17 protein-coding genes are annotated in these 19,405 nt (G+C 64.1%); 7 read left to right on the top strand and 10 right to left on the bottom strand.

Annotated features, from left to right (window positions below; genetic code table 11):
- Window positions 1-2 precede the first annotated feature (2 nt).
- The 6 genes from ACEOAC_RS16060 to ACEOAC_RS16035 all read right to left on the bottom strand — a co-directional run bounded on the left by ACEOAC_RS16060 (window position 3) and on the right by ACEOAC_RS16035 (window position 7,086).
- The gene (locus ACEOAC_RS16060; RefSeq protein ID WP_413628449.1) at window positions 3-1,622 is read right to left on the bottom strand and encodes a gamma-glutamyltransferase family protein; all 1,620 of its coding nucleotides are present in this window, start codon (window positions 1,620-1,622) and stop codon (window positions 3-5) included.
- Window positions 1,623-1,655: 33 nt separating this feature from the next.
- Window positions 1,656-2,603 (bottom strand): ABC transporter ATP-binding protein, encoded by a 948-nt coding sequence (locus ACEOAC_RS16055; protein ID WP_241813431.1) that lies wholly within the window; start codon window positions 2,601-2,603, stop codon window positions 1,656-1,658.
- 16 nt (window positions 2,604-2,619) lie between these two features.
- Window positions 2,620-3,579, bottom strand: a complete 960-nt coding sequence (locus ACEOAC_RS16050; RefSeq protein WP_413628448.1) for an ABC transporter ATP-binding protein — start codon at window positions 3,577-3,579, stop codon at window positions 2,620-2,622.
- A 45-nt stretch (window positions 3,580-3,624) separates the two neighbouring features.
- Window positions 3,625-4,527, bottom strand: coding sequence for an ABC transporter permease (locus ACEOAC_RS16045; protein WP_182994574.1), 903 nt, complete (start codon window positions 4,525-4,527; stop codon window positions 3,625-3,627).
- Between the two features lie 55 nt (window positions 4,528-4,582).
- Entirely contained in the window at window positions 4,583-5,521 is a 939-nt protein-coding gene (locus tag ACEOAC_RS16040; RefSeq protein WP_006463582.1) for an ABC transporter permease, read from the bottom strand.
- Window positions 5,522-5,586: 65 nt separating this feature from the next.
- Window positions 5,587-7,086, bottom strand: coding sequence for an ABC transporter substrate-binding protein (locus ACEOAC_RS16035; protein WP_413444418.1), 1,500 nt, complete (start codon window positions 7,084-7,086; stop codon window positions 5,587-5,589).
- Between the two features lie 447 nt (window positions 7,087-7,533).
- Here ACEOAC_RS16035 and ACEOAC_RS16030 point away from each other — a divergent pair, with 447 nt between their 5' ends.
- Both ACEOAC_RS16030 and ACEOAC_RS16025 read left to right on the top strand, forming a co-directional pair.
- Window positions 7,534-7,995, top strand: coding sequence for a MarR family winged helix-turn-helix transcriptional regulator (locus ACEOAC_RS16030; RefSeq protein ID WP_077238506.1), 462 nt, complete (start codon window positions 7,534-7,536; stop codon window positions 7,993-7,995).
- 347 nt (window positions 7,996-8,342) lie between these two features.
- On the top strand, window positions 8,343-9,365 hold the full coding sequence (locus ACEOAC_RS16025; RefSeq protein WP_006463579.1) for an alpha/beta hydrolase: 1,023 nt from the start codon (window positions 8,343-8,345) through the stop codon (window positions 9,363-9,365).
- A gap of 152 nt (window positions 9,366-9,517) precedes the next feature.
- On the opposite strand, the gene ACEOAC_RS16020 is transcribed toward ACEOAC_RS16025, so the two are convergent.
- Entirely contained in the window at window positions 9,518-10,186 is a 669-nt protein-coding gene (locus tag ACEOAC_RS16020; protein WP_006463578.1) for an alpha/beta hydrolase, read from the bottom strand.
- A gap of 205 nt (window positions 10,187-10,391) precedes the next feature.
- Here ACEOAC_RS16020 and ACEOAC_RS16015 point away from each other — a divergent pair, with 205 nt between their 5' ends.
- Complete coding sequence (locus tag ACEOAC_RS16015; RefSeq protein ID WP_102664605.1) at window positions 10,392-11,054, top strand: hypothetical protein; 663 nt, start codon at window positions 10,392-10,394, stop codon at window positions 11,052-11,054.
- A gap of 48 nt (window positions 11,055-11,102) precedes the next feature.
- On the opposite strand, the gene mog is transcribed toward ACEOAC_RS16015, so the two are convergent.
- Both mog and yjgA read right to left on the bottom strand, forming a co-directional pair.
- Window positions 11,103-11,732 (bottom strand): molybdopterin adenylyltransferase, encoded by a 630-nt coding sequence (mog, locus tag ACEOAC_RS16010; protein WP_413444419.1) that lies wholly within the window; start codon window positions 11,730-11,732, stop codon window positions 11,103-11,105.
- Window positions 11,722-12,324, bottom strand: a complete 603-nt coding sequence (gene yjgA / locus ACEOAC_RS16005; protein ID WP_182994577.1) for a ribosome biogenesis factor YjgA — start codon at window positions 12,322-12,324, stop codon at window positions 11,722-11,724. The genes mog and yjgA overlap by 11 nt, the downstream gene beginning before the upstream one ends.
- Window positions 12,325-12,399: 75 nt before the next feature.
- Here yjgA and pmbA point away from each other — a divergent pair, with 75 nt between their 5' ends.
- From pmbA to ACEOAC_RS15990, 3 genes are all read left to right on the top strand, one after another.
- Complete coding sequence (pmbA, locus tag ACEOAC_RS16000; RefSeq protein WP_006463574.1) at window positions 12,400-13,764, top strand: metalloprotease PmbA; 1,365 nt, start codon at window positions 12,400-12,402, stop codon at window positions 13,762-13,764.
- A 75-nt stretch (window positions 13,765-13,839) separates the two neighbouring features.
- The gene (locus tag ACEOAC_RS15995; protein WP_006463573.1) at window positions 13,840-14,331 is read left to right on the top strand and encodes a GNAT family N-acetyltransferase; all 492 of its coding nucleotides are present in this window, start codon (window positions 13,840-13,842) and stop codon (window positions 14,329-14,331) included.
- A gap of 82 nt (window positions 14,332-14,413) precedes the next feature.
- Window positions 14,414-16,012 carry an MDR family MFS transporter gene (locus ACEOAC_RS15990; RefSeq protein WP_077238514.1) on the top strand — a complete coding sequence of 533 codons (1,599 nt, stop codon included), beginning with the start codon at window positions 14,414-14,416 and terminating at the stop codon, window positions 16,010-16,012.
- Window positions 16,013-16,092: 80 nt separating this feature from the next.
- Here the strand turns inward: ACEOAC_RS15990 and ACEOAC_RS15985 are convergent, their stop codons facing one another.
- Window positions 16,093-17,577: a cryptochrome/photolyase family protein gene (locus ACEOAC_RS15985; protein WP_413444420.1), complete on the bottom strand. Its 1,485-nt coding sequence runs from the start codon at window positions 17,575-17,577 to the stop codon at window positions 16,093-16,095.
- Between the two features lie 239 nt (window positions 17,578-17,816).
- On the opposite strand from ACEOAC_RS15985, the gene ACEOAC_RS15980 reads away from it, so the two are divergent.
- The gene (locus ACEOAC_RS15980; protein WP_006463570.1) at window positions 17,817-19,358 is read left to right on the top strand and encodes a methyl-accepting chemotaxis protein; all 1,542 of its coding nucleotides are present in this window, start codon (window positions 17,817-17,819) and stop codon (window positions 19,356-19,358) included.
- Window positions 19,359-19,405: the final 47 nt, after the last annotated feature.

The following is a 19,405-nucleotide window of genomic DNA, read 5'->3' as shown; positions in this document are numbered from 1 at the left end:
CCTCACCAGGCCGCTACGCAGCCATCGGTGCGCGGTTCGGTACCGCCGCACAGGACGCCTTCGTCATTGCGCCAGATGATCTGGCCACGGCCGAAGCCCAACTGGTTGCCCGACCACGAGACCTCGTGACCAAGCCCGCCCAGGCCACGGAACAGGTGTTCGGCGGTGCTGTGTTCGATGGAGACCTTGTTGCCCTTTTCCCATTCCCAGCGCGGCGCGTCCAGCGATGCCTGCGGGTTGAGGCCGAAATCGACCGTGTTCATCACCATCTGCACATGGCCCTGGGGTTGCATGAAGCCGCCCATCACGCCGAAGGGACCGACTGCCTGACCGTTGCGCGTCATGAAGCCGGGGATGATGGTGTGATACGGGCGCTTGCCCGGCGCCAGCACGTTGGGATGGCCGGATTCCAGGGTGAAGTTGTTGCCACGGTTGTGCAGGGCGATGCCGGTACCCGGCACGACCAGGCCGGAGCCAAAGCCCATGTAGTTGCTCTGGATGAAGGACACCATGTTGCCCTCGGCGTCGGCGGTGCACAGATAGACCGTGCCACCGCGTGAGGGATCGCCGGCCACCGGCAGGGTGGCGCGTTCGCCGATGAGCTTGCGGCGTTCGTCGGCATAGGCGTCGGAGAGCAACTGCTCCCCCGTCACCTTCATGTGGGCCGGGTCCGCGATGTGCGCCAGGCCATCGGCGTAGGCCAGCTTGATGGCTTCGATCTGGCGGTGATAGGTGGCCAGGGTGTCGCGCTCGGAAAAGTCGTAGGCCTTCAGCAGGTTCAGCGCCATCAGCGCCACCATGCCGTGGCCATTGGGCGGGATTTCCCAGACGTCGTAGCCGCGATAGTTCACGCCGATGGGGTCCACCCATTCCGGCTGGAAGGCGGCCAGGTCGGAGGCTTGCAGGTAGCCGCCGGCTTGCTGGATGAAGGCGGCGATCCGGCCAGCCAGTTCACCGCGATAGAAACCTTCGGCGCCGTCCTCTGCGATGGATTGCAGGGTCGCGGCATGGCCGGCCGAGCGCCACAGCTGGCCGGCTTGCGGTGCTCGGCCGTCGATGCAGAAGGTGTCGAACCAGGACTGGAAATGGGCGTCCTTGAATTCACGCTTGAAGTTCTGTTGTGCCACCTGCCAGGCGTGCGCCACCATCGGCGAGACCGGGAAACCTTCCTGCGCCAGGGTGATGGCACCGGCCATCGAATCGGTGAGGGCCAGCTTGCCGAAGCGCTTGGCCATGGCAGCCCAGGCGCTGGGCGTGCCAGGCACCGTCACCGGCAGGGCGCCGTATTTGGAGACTTCCTTCAGGCCGGCGCCGGTGAGCTTGTCGGCCGAGATCGATTGCGGTGCCGGGCCGCTGGCGTTGAGGCCATGCAGCTTGCCGCCATGCCAGACCAGGGCGAAGGCATCGCCGCCGATGCCGTTGGCGGTCGGCTCCACGACCGTCAGCGCGGCGGCCGCTGCGATGGCGGCGTCGATGGCATTGCCGCCGCGCTGCAGGACTTCCAGCCCGGCTTGCGCGGCCAGCGGCTGCGAGGTGGCGACCATGCCGCGCCGGGCATAGACGGCACTGCGGCGCGAGAGGTAGGGATAGTGATTGCTGCTGAAGTCGGGGAAGGCAGGCATGGCGGTCTCTCGTTCTTGGGTCAGGTGTGTATTTTAGCGATACAGGTGGCAGGCCACGGTATGGGTGGGGCTGAGCTTGATCGGGGCCGGCACTTCGCGCTGGCAGACTTCCATGCAGGACGGGCAGCGTGGATGGAAGTGGCAGCCGGCGGGCGGCGCGGCCGGGTTGGGGATGCTTCCCTGCAGCACGATGCGCTGGCGCTGCTCGCGTGGGTGTTCACGCGGGATGGCCGAGAGCAGGGCTTGCGTATAGGGGTGGCTGGGCCGGGCGTAGATGTCTTCACGCGCGCCCAGCTCCACCATGCGGCCCAGGTACATCACGCCGATGGTGTCGCTCACATGGCGGATCACGGCCAGGTCGTGCGAGACGAAGAGATAGGTCAGCCCCAGTTCCTGCTGCAGTTCGCGCAGCAGGTTGAGGATCTGCGCCTGGATCGAGACATCCAGCGCCGAGACGGCTTCGTCGGCCACCACCAGTCTGGGGCGGGTGATGATGGCGCGGGCGATGCCCACGCGCTGGCGCTGGCCGCCGGAGAATTCGTGCGGATGGCGCGCCGCATAGGCCGGGTTCAGACCCACCATGTCCAGTGCCTCGGCCACCTTGCGCTTGCGGGTGGCGCGGTCGTGCAGGCCATGCACGATGAGCGGTTCTTCCAGCACTTCGCCGATGCTCATGCGCGGGTTCAGCGAGGCATAGGGGTCCTGGAACACCATCTGCATGTGGCGGCGCATGGCACGCAGCGGGCCGGCCGGCAGCAGGGTGATTTCCTGGCCCATGAAGCGCACACTGCCTTCGGTGGGTTCGATCAGGCGCAGTACGCTGCGGCCGGTGGTGGACTTGCCGCAGCCGGATTCGCCGACCAGGCCCAGGGTCTGGCCTTCTGCAATGCTGAAGGAGACGTCGTCGACGGCCTTGACGGTGGTGCTGCCGGCAGCAAAATGTTTTTTCAGTCCGTGGACTTCGAGCAGGGGAGGGTTCATCGTCATTAGCCTTGCTTCAATGCGGATACCAGCAGCGCACATGATGGCCGTCGCCCAGGTCTTCCAGTGGCGGCATTTCCTGGCGGCAGATGTCCTGCGCGCGGGCGCAGCGGGCGGCGAAGCGGCAGCCGCTCTTGACGGTGCCGGGCGGCGGCACGCTGCCGGGAATGGCGTTCAGGGGCGCGCCGGGCGTGGCGTCCAGTGCCGGGCGGGCGCGCATGAGGGCGTGGGTGTAGGGGTGGGCGGGGCGGTCGAAGAGGTCCTCCACGCTGCTCTGTTCCACCACCTGGCCGGCATACATCACCACCACCCGTTCGCACATCTCGGCTACCACGCCCAGGTCGTGGGTGATCAACAGGATGGAAGTCTGCTGCTCGCGCTTGAGGTCACGCATCAGGTCCAGGATCTGGGCCTGGATGGTGACGTCCAGGGCGGTAGTGGGTTCGTCGCAGATGAGCAGCTTGGGCTTGCACAGCAGTGCCATGGCGATCATCACGCGCTGGCGCATGCCGCCGGAGAGGCTGTGCGGGTATTCGTCCACCAGTTGCGCGGCCCGTGCCAGACCCACGCGTTCCAGCATGGCCAGCACGCGGGCATCGATTTCCTGGCGCGCCAGGCCGGTGTGGATGCGCAGCATCTCGGCCAGTTGTTCGCCGATGCGGTGCAAGGGGTTCAGGGAAGTCATCGGTTCCTGGAAGATCATGGCGATCTCCTTGCCCCGGATGCCGCGCAGGGCCTCATCCTCGGCCTGCAGCAGGTCGCGCCCGTCGAAGCGGATCGCGCCTGACAGGCGGGCCTGGCTGGCCATGGGGAACAGCCGCAGGATGGACAGCGCGGTCACGCTCTTGCCGCAGCCGGATTCGCCCAGCAGGCCGACCGTTTCGTCGCGCCCCAGCGAGAAGGAGACACCATCGACCGGCGCCACGCGCCGGCCGTGGCTCAGGAATTCTATTTTCAGATTGTCGATTTCCAGCATGGGTATTCCTTGGCGGCTCACTTGGTGACTCACTTGGTGATGCCATCAGCGGCTCAGTTTTGGATCAAAGACTTCGCGGATGCCATCGCCCAGCAGGTTGAAGCCCAGCACCACCAGGAAGATCGCCAGCCCCGGCCACATGGCCAGCATCGGTGTGGTGTTCAGGTAGCCCTGGGCGATGTGCAGCATGGAGCCCCAGCTCGGATCTTCCGGCTTGGCGCCCAGGCCCAGGTAGGACAGGCCGGCTTCGGCGATGATCGCGGTACCCATGGCGAAGGTAGCCTGGATCACTAGCGGCGCCAGCGAATTGGGCAGGATGTAGCGCCACATGATGCGCAGGTGGCCGGCGCCGATCGAGCGGGCCGCCATCACGTAATCGAGGTTGCGGATGGTCATGGCCTGGCCGCGCGCCAGGCGCACGAAGGAAGACGTGAAACCGATACCCACCGCCACCATGGCATTGTAGAAGCCGCCACCCAGTGCGGCCGCCAGTGCCAGCGCCAGGATCAGCGAGGGGAAGGCCTGCAGTGCATCGACCACGCGCATGACGATGGCATCGACCGCGCCACGGTAGTAGCCGCTGACGATGCCGATGGGCACGCCCAGGGAAAACGCCAGCCCCACCGAGATCAGCGCCGCCTGCAGCGAGATGCGCGAGCCGAAGAGCATGCGGGTGTAGATGTCGCGGCCGAGATCGTCGGTGCCCAGCCAGTGTTCGGCGCTGGGGCCGGCCAGCAGGTTGCCGTAGTCCTGGTCGAAGATGGGGTCGTAGTGCGCCAGCAGTGGCGCGGCCAGCGCCAGTACGATCAGCAACCCGATGATGAGGGCGCCGATCAGCGCCAGCCGGTTGCCGGCGAAGCGGCGCAGCGTGCGCCAGCGCGGCAGTTCGGGCAGGGCCTGGGAGGACGTCGTGTTGGTCGTGTTGGTCGTGTTGGTGGAGGAATTCATGGTCGGGCCTGGCAGGGTGGGCGGGGATGCATGGTGCTCATGAAGCTCATCGTGATCATCGTGAAATACGCGGATCGATCACGCTGTAGAGCAGGTCCACGCCCAGGTTGACGATCACCACCATGACGGTGGCGGCCAGCACGCCGGCCTGCACGGTCACGTAGTCGCGCTGGAAGATGGCGTCCACGATCATCTTGCCCATGCCGGGAATGCCGAAGATGCTTTCGGTGATCACCAGTCCACCGAGCATGCCCGAGACCATCAGGCCGCTGGCGGTGAGCACCGGGATCATGGCGTTGCGCAGGGCGTGGCCCAGCACCACCTGCCAGTCGCGCAGGCCCTTGGAGAAGGCGGTGCGGATGTAGTCCTCGTTGAGCACTTCCAGCAGGCTGCTGCGCACCATGCGCATGAGGATGGCCGATTCGCGCAGGCCGGTCACCACCATGGGCATGATCATGGCGATCAGGTTGGCGTGCCAGTCCACGCTCAGTGGTACGAAGCCCGAGGCCGGCAGCCAGCCCAGCTTGACCGCGAACAGGATGATGAACAGCATGCCCAGCCAGAAGTGTGGCACCGACATGCCGAACAGCGCGATCAGGGTGCCGATGGCATTGGCCCAGCCACGCGGTCGTGCGGCCGAGAGGATGCCGGCCGGCACGGCGATGATCACCGCCACCAGGAAGCTGCCGATGGCCAGTTCGATGGTCACCGGCAGGCGTTGCCACAGGGCGTCGGCCACCGGGGTGTTGTCGATGAAGGAGCGGCCCAGGTCGCCGTGCAGCACGGCCCATAGCCAGCGCCCGTACTGCACCAGCAGCGGATCGTCCAGGCCCAGTTTCAGGCGCAGGGCGGCCGCCGCTTCCGGCGTGGCTTCCATGCCGAGGATGGCGGCTACCGGATCGCCCGGTAGCACCGCCAGCAGGGAAAACACCACCATGCTCACCAGCAGCAGGGTGGGGAGGGACAGCAGGAGACGCTTGAGCAGCTTGGGCATGGCTTGTTTTCGAAACGACTTGAGACGACTTGAGGCAGGCTGCAATGGCGTGCGATGGCGCGCGACTACTTGGACACGGTGGCAGTGCGGATCACGCCGTCGGGCACGTACTGGAAGCCCTTGACCGACTTGGCGATGCCGAACAGCACGTTGTCGTGCACGGTGTAGATGTAGGGCACTTCCTTGACCAGGATGGCCATGGCCTGGTCGTAGAAGCCTTTGCGCTTGGCCTGGTCGCCTTCCACCCGGGCCTGCTGCAGCAGGTCGTCCACTTCCTTGGCGCCGAAGTGGGAGTAGTTCAGCGAGCCATTGGTGGTGACGAAGTCATAGATGTTCTGGTCCGGGTCGGGACGTCCGCTCCAGCCCACGAAAAGGCCTTCGAAATTGCCGGCCTTGCCGGCCTCGATCTGGGTGGCCAGTTCGGTCTTTTCCAGCGTGACGCTGATCCCGGCCGGACGCAACATGCCCTGGATCATCTGGCCGACCTGCAATTCATCCGGGGTGGTGGGCAGGGTCAGCTTGAAGCTGAAGCCGCCTTCCTTGCCGGCTGCCTTCAGCAGTGCCTTGGCACGCGCCACATCGACCTTGGGCGGGACGTCGCTGGGACCGTTGGCGAACTGCGCCTTGGAGAAGGGCGAGTGACCGGCGGCGACGGCGTTGTTGTAGACCACCTTGGCGATGGCGTTGCGGTCGATCAGGATGTCCACGGCTTCGCGCACTTCCTTCTTGTCGAAGGGAGGCTTGCCGGTATTCATGTAGAAGCCGCGGAAGCCCAGCGAGGGCTTGTTGAGCACGGTGTAGCTGGCGTTGGCGGGGACGTTGGTGATTTCCTTGTAGGGGAAGCGATTGGTGATGTCCACCTGGCCGCTGCGCAGGTTGTTGAAGGCCACGTTGACGTCCGGCATGATCTTGTAGACCACCTCGTCCACCTTGGGCAGGCCGGCGCGCCAGTAGTCGGGATTCTTCTTCAGGGTGATGGTGGCGCCCTTGAGCCGGCCTTCATAGCTGAAGGGGCCGGTGCCGACCGGATGGTTGACGTAGTCGTCGCCATATTTCTTCACGGCCGCCGGCGAGGACATCATGCCGGCACGGTCGGTGAGGATGGAGAGGAAGGGTGCGAAGGGCGTGGAGAGATCCAGTTTGATGGTGTGATCGTCCACCACCGTGATCTTGCTGACGTACTTCAGCTCGTTACGGCGCAAAGAGGTCTTTTCCTGGCCGCGCAGCAAATTGAATTCCACCGCCTTGGCATCGAAGGGCGTACCGTCCTGGAACTTCACGCCCTTGCGCAGAAAGAGGGTATAGGTCTTCTGGTCCTCCGAGACGGTCCAGCGCTCCGCCAGCATCGGCACGATCTTGCCTTCGCCATCCAGGTCCACCAGCTTGTCGAAGATGCTCTGGTAGACGATGCGCTCATTGAGCATCGAGGACTGGGTCGGATCGAGCTTGCCGGGATCGGCGTCCAGGGAGATGTTCAGGGTCACTGCCAAGGCCGGCAGGGAACAGGCGGCAAGCACCGCCGAGGACATCGTGGACAACAGGAAACGGGAGACGCGCTGGTTCATTCGGTGTTCCTTTCAAGGGTCATCACGCACTGGTCGCAGCCGGCTGGCGTTCCCACACCGCTCGGCGCAGGGGAATGTCGTCAGGCCATCGCGGCAGCTTAAGCGATGAAAACGGTGAGGGCAAGGACGGATACGTCAATGTATACAACAAAGAAGACATGCATGAACCGTGCCATGTCTGCCCGGATCGGGCCCACTTGCGGGATGCCTTGCAGCACTTGCCTGATCGGCCGGAGAGGCCTCCGGGCGGTGCTTCGTGCCGTGATTCATGGCAGGGCGTAGTGAGGTTCGCCGATGGGGCAATGCCCTGCGGCGGTGCGCGCGAGGCTATCGGATGGGGGCGGGTATGGGGCAAGATCATGTGGCGGAATGACCTCGCAATAGCGCATTAAAAGATTTTTGATTAAATCGCTTGCTATTTAATTTTGGCCTCGTTAAACTGCGTCCATGAATTCGAAAACAGACAAACGCAAGGCGGCCCCGCTACTGGATGCCCAGTTGTGTTTTGCGCTGTACTCGACTTCGCTGTCGATGAGCAAGCTCTATCGCAAGCTCTTGCGCAACATGGGCATCACCTATTCGCAGTACCTGGTGCTGATGGTGTTGTGGGAGCAGGACCAGTTGACGGTCTCCGAGATTGGCGAGCGCCTGGTGCTGGATTCGGCCACGCTCACGCCCTTGCTCAAGCGCATGGAAGCGCAGGGACTGCTGACCCGCGAACGGGCGGCCAGCGATGAGCGCCAGGTGGTCATTTCCCTGACACCCGAAGGCGACGCACTGCGTGAGCAGGCCGTGGAGCTGCCGAGGGAAGTGTTGAGGGCGACCGAGTCCACCGCCGCCGAACTGATGGCGATGAAGGAAGAATTGATGGAGCTGCGCGCCCGCTTGCACAAGAACACGGGCGAGTGAGCGAGAGGGATGTAACGGCGATGCCGACGTCCCTTTTATAAGATGATATAAGTAGTGCGCTATATAATAGCGTGATAAATTGATTGCATCGGCAATCTAGGTGGTGATCGGTGGTGATTGATGGTGAGCAAGGTCAATATCGCCCAGGTTTGCAGGACGCGCTGTTATACGCAGAGCCAATGGTTTTAATAAGTAGTTTGCTATTTAATAGTGATTTAGTTGTATGTGTTTTCCATGCAGTTTTCGACCCTCGGGGTCAGTGTTTCGAAGTAGCTGGTTGTTGTTCCCTCGTTGAAATTTCCCGGTGCAGATGCACCAATCCGACCATAGAGAAAAGGAAGAAGATCATGAAATCGTTCAAGCAACTCGCCGCCGTCGCCGCCATCGGTCTGGTATTCGGCAATGCCTACGCAGCTGGTGACGCCGGTGTCGAGCCGACCACCCAGTCTTTCCTGCAAGCCCTGGAAGCGGGCGGTGGCAAGCCCCTGGAACAGCTCTCCCCGAAGGATGCGCGTGCCGTGCTGGTGGGTGCGCAAGCCGGCGTGAAGCTGGAACTGCCCAAGGCGGATGTGTCGGAAAAGACCATCACCGCCGACGGCCAGGAGATCAAGCTGACCATCGTGCGTCCGGCCGGTTCGGCCAAGAAGACGCTGCCGGCCTTCATGTTCTTCCACGGTGGTGGCTGGGTGCTGGGCGACTTCCCGACCCACGAACGCCTGGTGCGTGACCTGGTGGCCAACTCCGGTGCCGTGGCTGTCTTCGTGAACTATACCCCGTCGCCGGAAGCCGGTTACGGTGTGGCGATCAACCAGGCCTACGCCGCCACCAAGTGGGTGGCCGCTCATGGCAAGGAAATCAACGTCGATGGCAAGCGCCTGGCCGTGGCCGGCAACAGCGTCGGCGGCAACATGGCCGCGGTCGTGGCCCTGATGGCCAAGGACAAGGGTGGCCCCGCACTGCGTTCGGAAGTCCTGATGTGGCCGGTGACCGACGCCAACTTCGAGACCGGTTCCTACAACCAGTTCGCCAATGGCTACTTCCTCACCAAGAACATGATGAAGTGGTTCTGGGACAGCTACACCACCGACGCCGCCAAGCGCAAGGAAATCTACGCTTCGCCGCTCAATGCTTCCCAGGCTGAGTTGACCGGCCTGCCGCCGACCCTGATCCAGACCGCCGAAAACGACGTGCTGCGTGACGAAGGCGAAGCCTACGGTCGCAAGCTGCAAGCCGCCGGTGTGGCTGTGACCAGCGTGCGCTACAACGGCATGATTCACGACTTCGGCCTGCTGAACGTGCTGGCCAAGGTACCTGCCGTCCAGACAGCAATGCGTCAGGCTGGCGAGGAACTGAAGTTCCGCCTGAAGTAACCGCCTGACCGGAAGTGCCGGACCGCTGCACAGGCAGCGTCCGGCTTCAAGCACAACGCCCCCGAACGACAGCGTCGTCCGGGGGCGTTGTGTTTTCCGTCGCCGTCGCGTTCAGCGCGGCATCAGGGGACCAGAACTCAGGGCCGAGGACTTCAGGCCAGGACCTTGGTCAGCCAGGCGCCGATATCGGCCACTTCTTCGCCACACACCGAGTGCTGCATGGGGTAGTCATGCCATTCGACCTTGTGGCCCAGTTGCGTGAGCAGTTCGCGCGATTTGACGGCGCGTTCCAGCACCACCACCGGGTCCATGGTGCCGTGCGCCATGAAGATCGGTGTGTCATGGTTGGCGCCGTGGCGTTCGGCCTCGATGGTGGCCGCCAGCGGCAGGTAGCCGGACAGGCACATCAGGCCGGCCAGTCGCTCCGGATGGCGCAGGCCGGTCTGCAGGGTCATGGCGCAACCTTGCGAGAAGCCGGCCAGCACGATGCGCTCGGCCGGGATGCCACGCGCCTTTTCGTTGGCGATCAGCGCTTCGACGGCGGCCTGCGAGGCGCGCAGGCCAGGTTCGTCTTCGCGGCGCACCAGGTCGGGGGCGAAGATGTCGTACCAGGCGCGCATCACGTAGCCGCCGTTGATGGTCACCGGCATGGTGGGCGCGGTGGGGAAGATGAAGCGGATCGGCGGGCAGCCGGAGAGGTCCAGCTCGCGCACGATGGGCACGAAGTCCGAACCGTCGGCGCCCAGGCCGTGCAGCCAGATGACGGCAGCAGTCGGGTTGGGGGCGGTTTCGATCTGTATCGTTTCGAGTTGGGCGGCCATGGGCGAGGTTTCCTGATTGCTTGTGAGTTGACGGTTGGCGCTTGACGGCCCAGCGCAGGCGGCGGATTTGTGTCTGCCGCCGGGGCGGCGCACAATACGGTGTTGTCCGTCGTCCAGTGTCGCTGCGAGCCAGTCATATTGCGATGGGCTCACATCATACGATGAACACCGCGCAAATGCTGCCGCGCCGAACGAGGATGCTTCCATGAATTGCCGACCATTGATCCGCCACCTGCTGGCCACCTGCGCCGCATTGCTGATGCTGGCGCCCGTGCAGGGGCATGCCGAGGCCGAGGGGCGGCTGTTCCAGCCCGTGGGCGAAAACCTGATGATCGCGCCGCCGCCGGGCTGGCGGCTGGCCTACATGAATGGTGATCCGGAGGGCGATTACGTGGTCGACTTCCTGCCCGCCAACGAGGCGCACGATTCCTGGCGCGAGGGCTATATGGGCGTGCAGCGCCGCAGTTTTCCCGACGCCGGCCTGCTGGCCAATATCCGGGCGCGCAATGTGACCGTGCCGCAGGTGGCCCTGAGCGAGGTGATGCAGGGTGCCCAGCGCAACTGCCCGGGGCGCTTCGTGCCGATGTCGCAGAAGGATGGCAGCACCAACAATATCCCGCTGTCGGTCAGCGGTGGCTTCTGCGACCGCGTCGGTCCCTCGGCCCCGTATGGCGAGGGGACGGTGCTGGCGGTCTATCAGGGCAAGGAACGGCTGTTCGTGGTGCAGTTCAGCTGGCGGCCGCCGACCGAGAACGCACTGAAGCAATACCCTTACCGGATCAGCCCGGCGGGTCTGCAGCAGTTCCTGGATCTGCTGAACGCGGCCACGCTGTGCGGCGGGCCGGATGAGGGGAAGTGTCCGAACTAGCGCCTGTGCGCACTGAATCTGCTCTCGCAGATTCAGTGTGAACATGCCCTAGGGTTTGACCGCCGGCCGGATCGCCGACTTGGGGCGGAAGGCCTTGCAGACGGTGTCGTCGGTCTCGATGTAGGGGCCACCGATGAGGTCGATGCAGTAGGGGATGGCGGCGAAGATGCCCGGCACCTTGACCTTGCCATCGGCTTCCTTCAGGCCTTCCAGTGTTTCGCGGATGGACTTGGGCTGGCCCGGCAGGTTCAGCACCAGTGCAGCGTGGCGCTCGGTCTCGCGGATCACCGCCACCTGGCGCGACAGGATGGCAGTCGGCACGAACTGCAGGCTGATCTGGCGCATCTGCTCGCCGAAGCCCGGCATTTCCTTGGTGCCGATGGCCAGTGTGGCTTCGGGCGTGACGTCGCGGCGCGAGGGGCCGGTGCCGCCGGTGGTGAGCACCAGGTCGCAGGCAGCGACATCGACCAGTTCCATCAGGGTCTGTTCGATCTGGGCGCGTTCATCGGGGATCAGGCGGGTTTCGATCTGGAACGGGGTGGTCAGCGCGCTGCGCAGCCATTCCTGCAGGGCCGGGATGCCCTGGTCCTGGTAGACCCCGCCGGAGGCGCGGTCCGAGATCGAGACCAGTCCGACCCGCAGCACCTCGCGCTGGCCGGCCTGGGCTTCAACGCTCATCGTCGTCCTGCTGATCCTGGTCCTCGACCGCTTCGCCCTTGGCCAGGTTGGCCTGGGTCTGCAGCTGCTTGAGGATCTGGAAGATTTCGCGGTAGGCCTTGGGCGGCTTGTGCTCGGCCTGTTCCTTGCGGGCATTGCGGATCAGCGTGCGCATGTGCTGCGCGTCGACCTCGGGATGGCGGTCCAGCAGTTCGGTCAGGGCCTGGTCGTCGGCCAGCAGTTTTTCGCGGCGGCGCTCCAGGGCGTGCATGGCGGCGGTTTCGGCCTTGGAGGCGCCGTGCCAGCTGTCGATGGTCTTCTGGATGATGGCCAGTTCATCCGGCTCCAGTGTGCGCATCTTCTTGCCCACGTACTGCATCTGGCGGCGACGGCCTTCGTGGTCCTTGATCTGCTGGCATTCGAGGATGGCATCGCGCACGTCTTCCGGCATGGGGACGCGCTTGACGCGGTCGCGCGGTTCGGCGACCAGCGATTCGCCCAGTTTTTGCAGGGCATCCATCTCGCGCTTGAGCTGGGACTTGGAGGGGCGGTCGTATTCCTGTTCGAATTCGCTGGACTGGAATCCGACAGCGCCGCGGTTGGCATTGGGCATATCGTGACTTCGAGAAATAAAGCTTAACGACTGCTATGATAACCGTTTTACCCGCATTTCAGAGAAAACAGGCTCATGAGCGATACCCCATTTACGCACAGTCAGGATCAGTTGAAGCAGTTGGCGCAGGATGTCCTGCGTTATGCCCGTGACAAGGGCGCCTCGGACGCCGCCGTCGATATCAGCGAAGGCAGTGGCCTGTCGGTAGCGGTGCGCAAGGGCAAGATCGAGACCATCGAGCAGAACAAGGACAAGGGCATCGGTGTCACGGTGTTCCTCGGAGAAGGCCGCCAGGTGCGGCGCGGCAATGCCAGCACCTCGGATTTCTCGCAGCAGGCGCTGAAGGAAACGGTGGAAGCGGCCTACAACATCGCCCGCTTCACCTCCATCGATGATTGCGCCGGCCTGCCCGAGGCCGAGATGCTGGAAATGGCGCCGCGCGACCTGAAACTGTTTTCGCCATGGAACATTTCCACCGAAGAAGCTGTGGCGCTGGCCCAACGCTGCGAGGCGGCGGCCCTGGAGACCGATCCCCGCATCAGCAACAGCGAAGGGGCCGGTGTCTATGTGCAACACTCGCATTTCATCGCAGCCAACAGCCGTGGCTTCATGGGCGGCTACCCGTTCTCGCGCCACACCATCTCGGTGGCGCCCATCGCCGGCAAGGGCGCGGGCATGCAGCGCGACGACTGGTATTCCTCCAAGCGCGACCCCAAGCTGCTGGCCAAGCCGGAAGCCATCGGCCGCTACGCCGCCGAACGCGCGCTGGCGCGCCTGAATGCACGCAAGCTGAGCACCCGCAAGTGCCCGGTGCTGTTCGAGGCACCGCTGGCGGCCGGTTTGCTGGGCGCCTTCGTGCAGGCGGTGTCGGGTGGTGCGCTATATCGCAAGTCCACCTTCCTGCTGGATTCGCTGGGCCAGCAGGTCTTCCCCGAGCACATCCAGATCCTGGAAGATCCGCACGTGATCGGTGCAGTGGGCTCGGCGCCCTTCGATGAAGAAGGCGTGCGCACCGTCAAGCGCGAAGTGGTCAAGGATGGCGTGGTGCAGGGCTATTTCCTGTCCACCTATTCGGCACGCAAGCTGGGCATGCAGACCACCGGCAACTCCGGCGGATCGCACAACCTGACACTGCGCTCGGACCTGACCACCAAGGCCGACACCTTCAAGGGCATGTTGAAGAAGATGGGGACCGGCCTGCTGGTGACCGAGTTGATGGGGCAGGGCGTGAACTACGTCACCGGCGATTATTCGCGTGGCGCCTCCGGTTACTGGGTCGAGAACGGTGTCATCCAGTACCCGGTGGAGGAGATCACCATCGCCGGCAACATGAAGGACATGCTGCGCCAGATCGTCGCCGTGGGTAACGACACGCTGGTGCGCGGAACCAAGGAAACCGGTTCCATCCTGCTGGAAAACATGACCATCGCTGGCGACTGAGCCCGGTGCAGGCCGCAGCGCCCGTCAGGGTGTTGCGGCGCCACGGCCGCAGCCGCCCTGACCGGGAGGCAAGCCTTGGACGACATCCACATCCGGCGCGGCTATCTGCCAGGCGCCATCGGGCGGGTAGCCGAGCTGCACGCCGCCTATTACACCGAAAACTGGAGCTTCGGGGTCTACTTCGAAGCGCGCATCGCCACCGAGCTGGCCGCCTTCATGAGTCGCTACGACGACAGCCGCGACGGTTTCTGGACCGCCGCCGTTCACGGGCGCGTCGAGGGGTCGCTCACCATCGATGGCCAGCATGCACAGCAGCAGGGCGCCTGGCTACGCTGGTTCATCGCCTCCGAAAAACTGCGCGGGCGCGGTGTCGGCGATGCCCTGGTGGCCGAGGCGGTGCGCACTTGCGCAGAGCGGGATTATCCTTCCATCTACCTGTGGAGCTTCGAGGGACTGCACGCAGCAAATGCGTTATACGAACGACATGGCTTCGTGCTGGCCGAGCAGCGCATCGGCTCGCATTGGGGAGTGAAGCTCAACGAGCGGCGCTACGAGTTGCTGCTGTGAGGCGATCTGCAGGGCGCACGCTGCGGCGCTAGAATGGCGGATTGGCGCACCTGCGCAACTTCCGGATTGCATCCCTCGCCACATGGCCCAACACACCGCCGCCGCCCACTCCAGCGGCCAAGTCCTGCCGTTCCGTGAATCCCTGCTGGCCACGCTCGGTATCTGCTTCGTCATCATGCTGGTCGCGCTGGACCAGACCATCGTCGGTACCGCATTGCCCACCATCGTGGCCGAGCTGAAGGGCTTCGAACTCTATGCCTGGGTGGCGACGGCCTATCTGCTGACCTCGGTGATCACGGTGCCCATCTTCGGGCGGCTGGGTGACTATTTCGGCCGCAAGCCCTTCGTGATCGCATCCATCGTGGTCTTCGTCGGTGCCTCGGCCCTGTGCGGCATGGCCGACAGCATGCTGTTCCTGGTGCTGGCGCGCGGCCTGCAGGGCATCGGTGGCGGCATGCTGGTGGGGACCTGCTTTGCGTCGATAGCAGACCTGTTTCCCGATCCCCGCGTGCGGCTGCGCTGGCAGATCATCCTGTCGGCCTCGTTCGGCATCGCCACTGCCGTGGGGCCGTCGCTGGGCGGCTTCCTCACGCAGGGCCTGGGCTGGCGCTGGGTGTTCTACTGCAACCTGCCTATCGGCGTGATCTCGCTGTTCTTCGTCTGGCGCTTCGTGCCGCACATCCGGCATATGCAGCATGCGGGCAAGATGCGGCTGGACTGGCCGGGTGCACTGCTGATCTCGCTGTCGCTGGGCAGCCTGCAATTGCTGGTGGAGCTCTTGCCCAAGCGCGGCATCACCGGCGGCATGCTGGCACTGCTGGTGCTCTCGGTGGTGGCGTTCTATGCCTTGTGGAAGTGGGAGCAACGCGCCGCACAACCCATCCTGCCCTTCGAGATGCTGCGCGACCGGGCGCTGGCCAGCCTGTTCCTGCTATCGGTGCTGGCCGGCTTTGCCATGTTCTCGCTGCTGATGTACGCGCCGCTGCTGTTCCAGGGCGGCTTCGGCCTGAGCCCGCGCGAGGCCGGCCTGCTGATCACGCCGCTGGTGGCCTGTATTACCGTGGCCAGCATCGTCAATGGCCGCATCATCACCCGCATTCCCAACCCCAACCTGATGATGAACCTGGGCTTCGCCCTGATCGCGGCCGCCTGCCTGGGGGTGGTGCTGTGCGACCGCAATACCGGCAACGGCTTCCTGCTGGCGGTGATGCTGGCCGGCGGTTTCGGGCTGGGGCTGGTCTTGCCCAACCTGACGGTGTTCGCCCAGCAGGCCGCGGCCCGCGAGCACCTGGGCATCGCCACCGCCTTGCTGCAGTCCCTGCGCATGATCGGTGGGATGCTGGGGACCGCCATCACCGGCACGCTGGTCAGCCAGATGTATGGTGCCGGCGTGCAGAAGGCGCTGGAGGGCGATCATGCCGCCCAGTGGCTCAAGGATTTCAGCGACCCGGAAGTGCTGGTCAACCATGACATCCAGTCGGTGCTGCTGGCCCAGCTGATGCAGGCCGGCCACAATGGCTCGGCCTTGCTGGATGCGGCCCGTGACGCGCTGGTCGGGGCCATCCACATGGGCATCGCCATTGCCATCGTGGCCGCGCTGGTGGGCCTGTGGATGGTGCGGCGGGTGCCGCCGATCCGCTTCGATCAGGACAAGAAGGTGGAGCCTGTCATGTCGGAGTGATCTTCGCGGTGAAATGAAAAACGGACTGCAATGTGAGTTGCAGTCCGTTTTTTCTTGCCCATGCAGATCGGTCGTCGGGCTTATTCGGCCTTCTTCACCACCGCATAACGTTCCAGCGTACGCTCACGCGCCTGGGCGTGGTCCACGATGGGACGCGGATAGTTCTGGCCCAGCGTCACGCCCGCATCCATGCGCTCGTCCGGCGTGGCGGTCCACGGCGCGTGGATGCGTTTGTCGGAGAGCTTGGCCAGCTGCGGTAGATAACGGCGGATGAACTTGCCGTCGGGGTCGAACTTCTCCGACTGCGTGACCGGATTGAAGATGCGGAAATAGGGCTGGGCATCGCAGCCCGAGGAAGACGCCCATTGCCAGCCGCCGTTGTTGGCAGACAGATCGAAGTCGTTGAGGTGGATGGCGAAATAGCGCTCGCCCCAGCGCCAGTCGATGCCCAGGTCCTTGGTCAGGAAGCTGGCCACCACCATGCGCAGGCGGTTGTGCATGTAGCCGGTCTGGTTGATCTGGGCCATGGCCGCATCCACCAGCGGGTAGCCGGTGCGGCCTTCGCACCAGGCAGCGAACAGTTCTTCGGCATGCGGGCCCTGTTCCCAGCGGATGGCGTCGTACTCTGGCTTGAAGGCTTTTTCAGTCACACGCGGATGGTGGTGAAGGATCATGAAGTAGAAATCGCGCCAGGTCAGCTCCGACAGCCACACCGCCGCCCCGGCCGCCCCCTGGCCGGCGTGCATGGCCTGCATGGCGGCACGCGCCAAGGTGCGAATGGACACGGTGCCAAAGCGCAGGTGGACCGACAGGTAGGAGGGCCCCTTCACCGCCGGGAAATCACGCGCGGTACCGTAGGCCCCTATGCGCTCCAGGAAATCGTCCAGCAACGCCTGGCCCCCGGACATGCCGGTGGGGATCTTCAGTTCCTGCAGATTGCTGGGCTCAAAACTGAGTTGCGCATGGGTGGGCCGGGCGTGATCCAGTCTGGCAGGTGGTCTGGCCAGCGCCTTGAGGTATTTTTCGACCGGATAGGGTTTCAGGTAGAAGTCGCCACCGGCGGCCGCCAGCTTGGCCATCCAGGCGTTCTTGTAGGGCGTGAAGACCGAGAAGGGCTTGGCCGACTGGGTCAATACTTCATCTTTCTCGAAAATGACCTGATCCTTGTAGCTGAGCAGCTGTGCGCCTTGTTTCTTCAGTTGTCGCGCTACCAACTGGTCGCGCTCGATGGCGGCCGGCTCATAGTCGGCATTGGTGAAGACCGCCTGCACCTCCAGTTCGGCCGCCAGTTCGGTGATGCGCTGGGCGGCTGAACCATGCAGCACGATGAGACCACCACCGGCCTTGCGCAAGGCGGCATCCAGCTCGGCCACGCTGGCCAGCAGGAAGTCGATGCGACGGTCGCGTGTGACCCCTTCGGCCTTGAGGGCGTCCAGGATGTCGGTATCGAAGACGAAAGCGCACCAGACTTTGGCGCTCTGCGACAGCGCGTGATACAGGGCGGCATGGTCGGTGTGGCGCAGGTCGCGGCGGAACCAGACCAGAGAGTTCTCGAATTGGGACATTGCGTTCGCAGAATGAGGGTTGATGAGGGTGGCGCCCGGGAAGAAAAGCTCGCTTTCCGATGCTCGCTACTGATCGGTAGCGTCTGCCCCGGATGATAAAAGATTTCTGCCGATTTGACGCAAGGCATCTCAAGTGCGACATCACGTGACCGATAATGATTCATCCGCATGGGGATGCGGAAGCGGGGAGTGACGCGGTCGCAATGTCTGCGTCTCACACAATGGGAGATGGAAAAGCAATGAAGAATATGACAATCGGCGTCCGCCTGGGGTTGGCGTTTGCGGCGGTCCTGGTGCTGATGGCAATGATCACCGGCATCGGCATCTGGCGCCTGCAGGCCGTGGGCAAGCTCAACGACATGATGGTCAACGATGCACTGGTCAAGGAGCGGCTGGTCAATACCTTCTACAAGTCCATCGAGATCAACGTCGGGCGCATCGTGGCTGCGGCCAAGAATGCTGACCCGGAACAGCAGAAGTTCTACAAGCAGGAAATCGGCGCCACCATCAGCAAGAACAATGAGCTGGTCAAGCGCATGGAAGAACTGATCACCGATGACGCCGGGCGGGCCGGTCTGAACGAGATCAACGAGCGGCGCAAGGTGGTGCTGGCCGCCAACGCCGCCGTCTTCAAGGAAAAGGATGCCGGTAACGAGGAAGCCGCCCGCAAGGTGGTCGACGAGCAGCTGTTGCCCAGTACGCGGGTCTACCTGGCCGCCATCGAAAAGCTGGCGAACATGCAGACCGAGCGCATCCAGGGCCTGACGGTGGAGATCGACGGCCTGTTCCGGACGGCACGCATCGTGATGATGACCCTGGGGGTGATCGCCATCCTCCTGGGAGTGGTGCTGGCGCTGGCCATCACGCGCTCCATCACGGCACCGCTGAACAAGGCGGTTGACGTGGCCAGCCGTGTGGCCAAGGGCCAGCTGGACAACCAGATCGAGGTCAGCCGGGGTGACGAAACCGGCCAGCTGATGCGCGCCTTGAAGGAAATGAACGACAACCTGGTGGGCATCGTCAGTCGCGTGCGCCAGGGGACCGACACCATTGCCACGGCTTCCACTGAAATCGCCCATGGCAACCTGGACCTGTCCAACCGCACCGAACAGCAGGCCAGTTCGCTGGAGGAGACCGCCTCGGCCATGGAAGAACTGACTTCCACCGTGAAGCAGAATGCCGACAATGCGCGCCAGGCCAACCAGCTGGCGGCCTCCGCCTCGGAGGTGGCGGTGCAGGGCGGTTCGGTGGTGTCCGAAGTGGTGGCGACGATGGGGTCGATCAACGATTCCTCGCGCAAGATCGTGGACATCATCGCGGTGATCGATGGCATCGCCTTCCAGACCAACATCCTGGCCTTGAACGCTGCCGTCGAAGCGGCCCGCGCCGGCGAGCAGGGCCGCGGCTTTGCCGTGGTGGCGTCGGAAGTGCGTACGCTGGCCCAGCGCTCGGCCAGTGCGGCCAAGGAAATCAAGGAATTGATCGGCGATTCGGTCGGCAAGGTCGAGGCCGGCAGCAAGCTGGTCGAGCAGGCCGGCACGACCATGGAGGAAGTGGTGGCCAGCGTGCGCCGGGTGACCGACATCGTGGGCGAGATCACGTCCGCCTCGCAGGAGCAGAGCGACGGCATCGAGCAGGTCAACCAGGCCATCAACCTGATGGACGAGGCGACCCAGCAGAATGCAGCGCTGGTGGAGCAGGCTGCCGCCGCGGCGCGCCAGATGCAGGAACAGGCCGCTGCCCTGAGCGAGACGGTGAGCGTGTTCCGGCTGCGCGGGTAGCTAGGGAAGGGGGGCAAGGCACGCAGGCGCTTTGCTCTTATCCTTAC

The sequence above is a fragment of the Herbaspirillum frisingense genome (assembly GCF_047325095.1).
In the GTDB taxonomy this organism is placed as follows: Bacteria; Pseudomonadota; Gammaproteobacteria; order Burkholderiales; family Burkholderiaceae_D; genus Herbaspirillum; species Herbaspirillum frisingense.
The sequence above is the reverse complement of the archived record's forward strand: the minus strand, read 5'-3'. Positions and strand labels throughout refer to the sequence as shown.

Coding starts and splice junctions, on each gene's coding strand:
- ACEOAC_RS16060 (WP_413628449.1), bottom strand. CDS start 1,622: ATGCCTGCCTTCCCCGACTTCAGCAGCAATCACTATCCCTACCTCTCG.
- ACEOAC_RS16055 (WP_241813431.1), bottom strand. CDS start 2,603: ATGAACCCTCCCCTGCTCGAAGTCCACGGACTGAAAAAACATTTTGCT.
- ACEOAC_RS16050 (WP_413628448.1), bottom strand. CDS start 3,579: ATGCTGGAAATCGACAATCTGAAAATAGAATTCCTGAGCCACGGCCGG.
- ACEOAC_RS16045 (WP_182994574.1), bottom strand. CDS start 4,527: ATGAATTCCTCCACCAACACGACCAACACGACCAACACGACGTCCTCC.
- ACEOAC_RS16040 (WP_006463582.1), bottom strand. CDS start 5,521: ATGCCCAAGCTGCTCAAGCGTCTCCTGCTGTCCCTCCCCACCCTGCTG.
- ACEOAC_RS16035 (WP_413444418.1), bottom strand. CDS start 7,086: ATGAACCAGCGCGTCTCCCGTTTCCTGTTGTCCACGATGTCCTCGGCG.
- ACEOAC_RS16030 (WP_077238506.1), top strand. CDS start 7,534: ATGAATTCGAAAACAGACAAACGCAAGGCGGCCCCGCTACTGGATGCC.
- ACEOAC_RS16025 (WP_006463579.1), top strand. CDS start 8,343: ATGAAATCGTTCAAGCAACTCGCCGCCGTCGCCGCCATCGGTCTGGTA.
- ACEOAC_RS16020 (WP_006463578.1), bottom strand. CDS start 10,186: ATGGCCGCCCAACTCGAAACGATACAGATCGAAACCGCCCCCAACCCG.
- ACEOAC_RS16015 (WP_102664605.1), top strand. CDS start 10,392: ATGAATTGCCGACCATTGATCCGCCACCTGCTGGCCACCTGCGCCGCA.
- mog (WP_413444419.1), bottom strand. CDS start 11,732: ATGAGCGTTGAAGCCCAGGCCGGCCAGCGCGAGGTGCTGCGGGTCGGA.
- yjgA (WP_182994577.1), bottom strand. CDS start 12,324: ATGCCCAATGCCAACCGCGGCGCTGTCGGATTCCAGTCCAGCGAATTC.
- pmbA (WP_006463574.1), top strand. CDS start 12,400: ATGAGCGATACCCCATTTACGCACAGTCAGGATCAGTTGAAGCAGTTG.
- ACEOAC_RS15990 (WP_077238514.1), top strand. CDS start 14,414: ATGGCCCAACACACCGCCGCCGCCCACTCCAGCGGCCAAGTCCTGCCG.
- ACEOAC_RS15985 (WP_413444420.1), bottom strand. CDS start 17,577: ATGTCCCAATTCGAGAACTCTCTGGTCTGGTTCCGCCGCGACCTGCGC.
- ACEOAC_RS15980 (WP_006463570.1), top strand. CDS start 17,817: ATGAAGAATATGACAATCGGCGTCCGCCTGGGGTTGGCGTTTGCGGCG.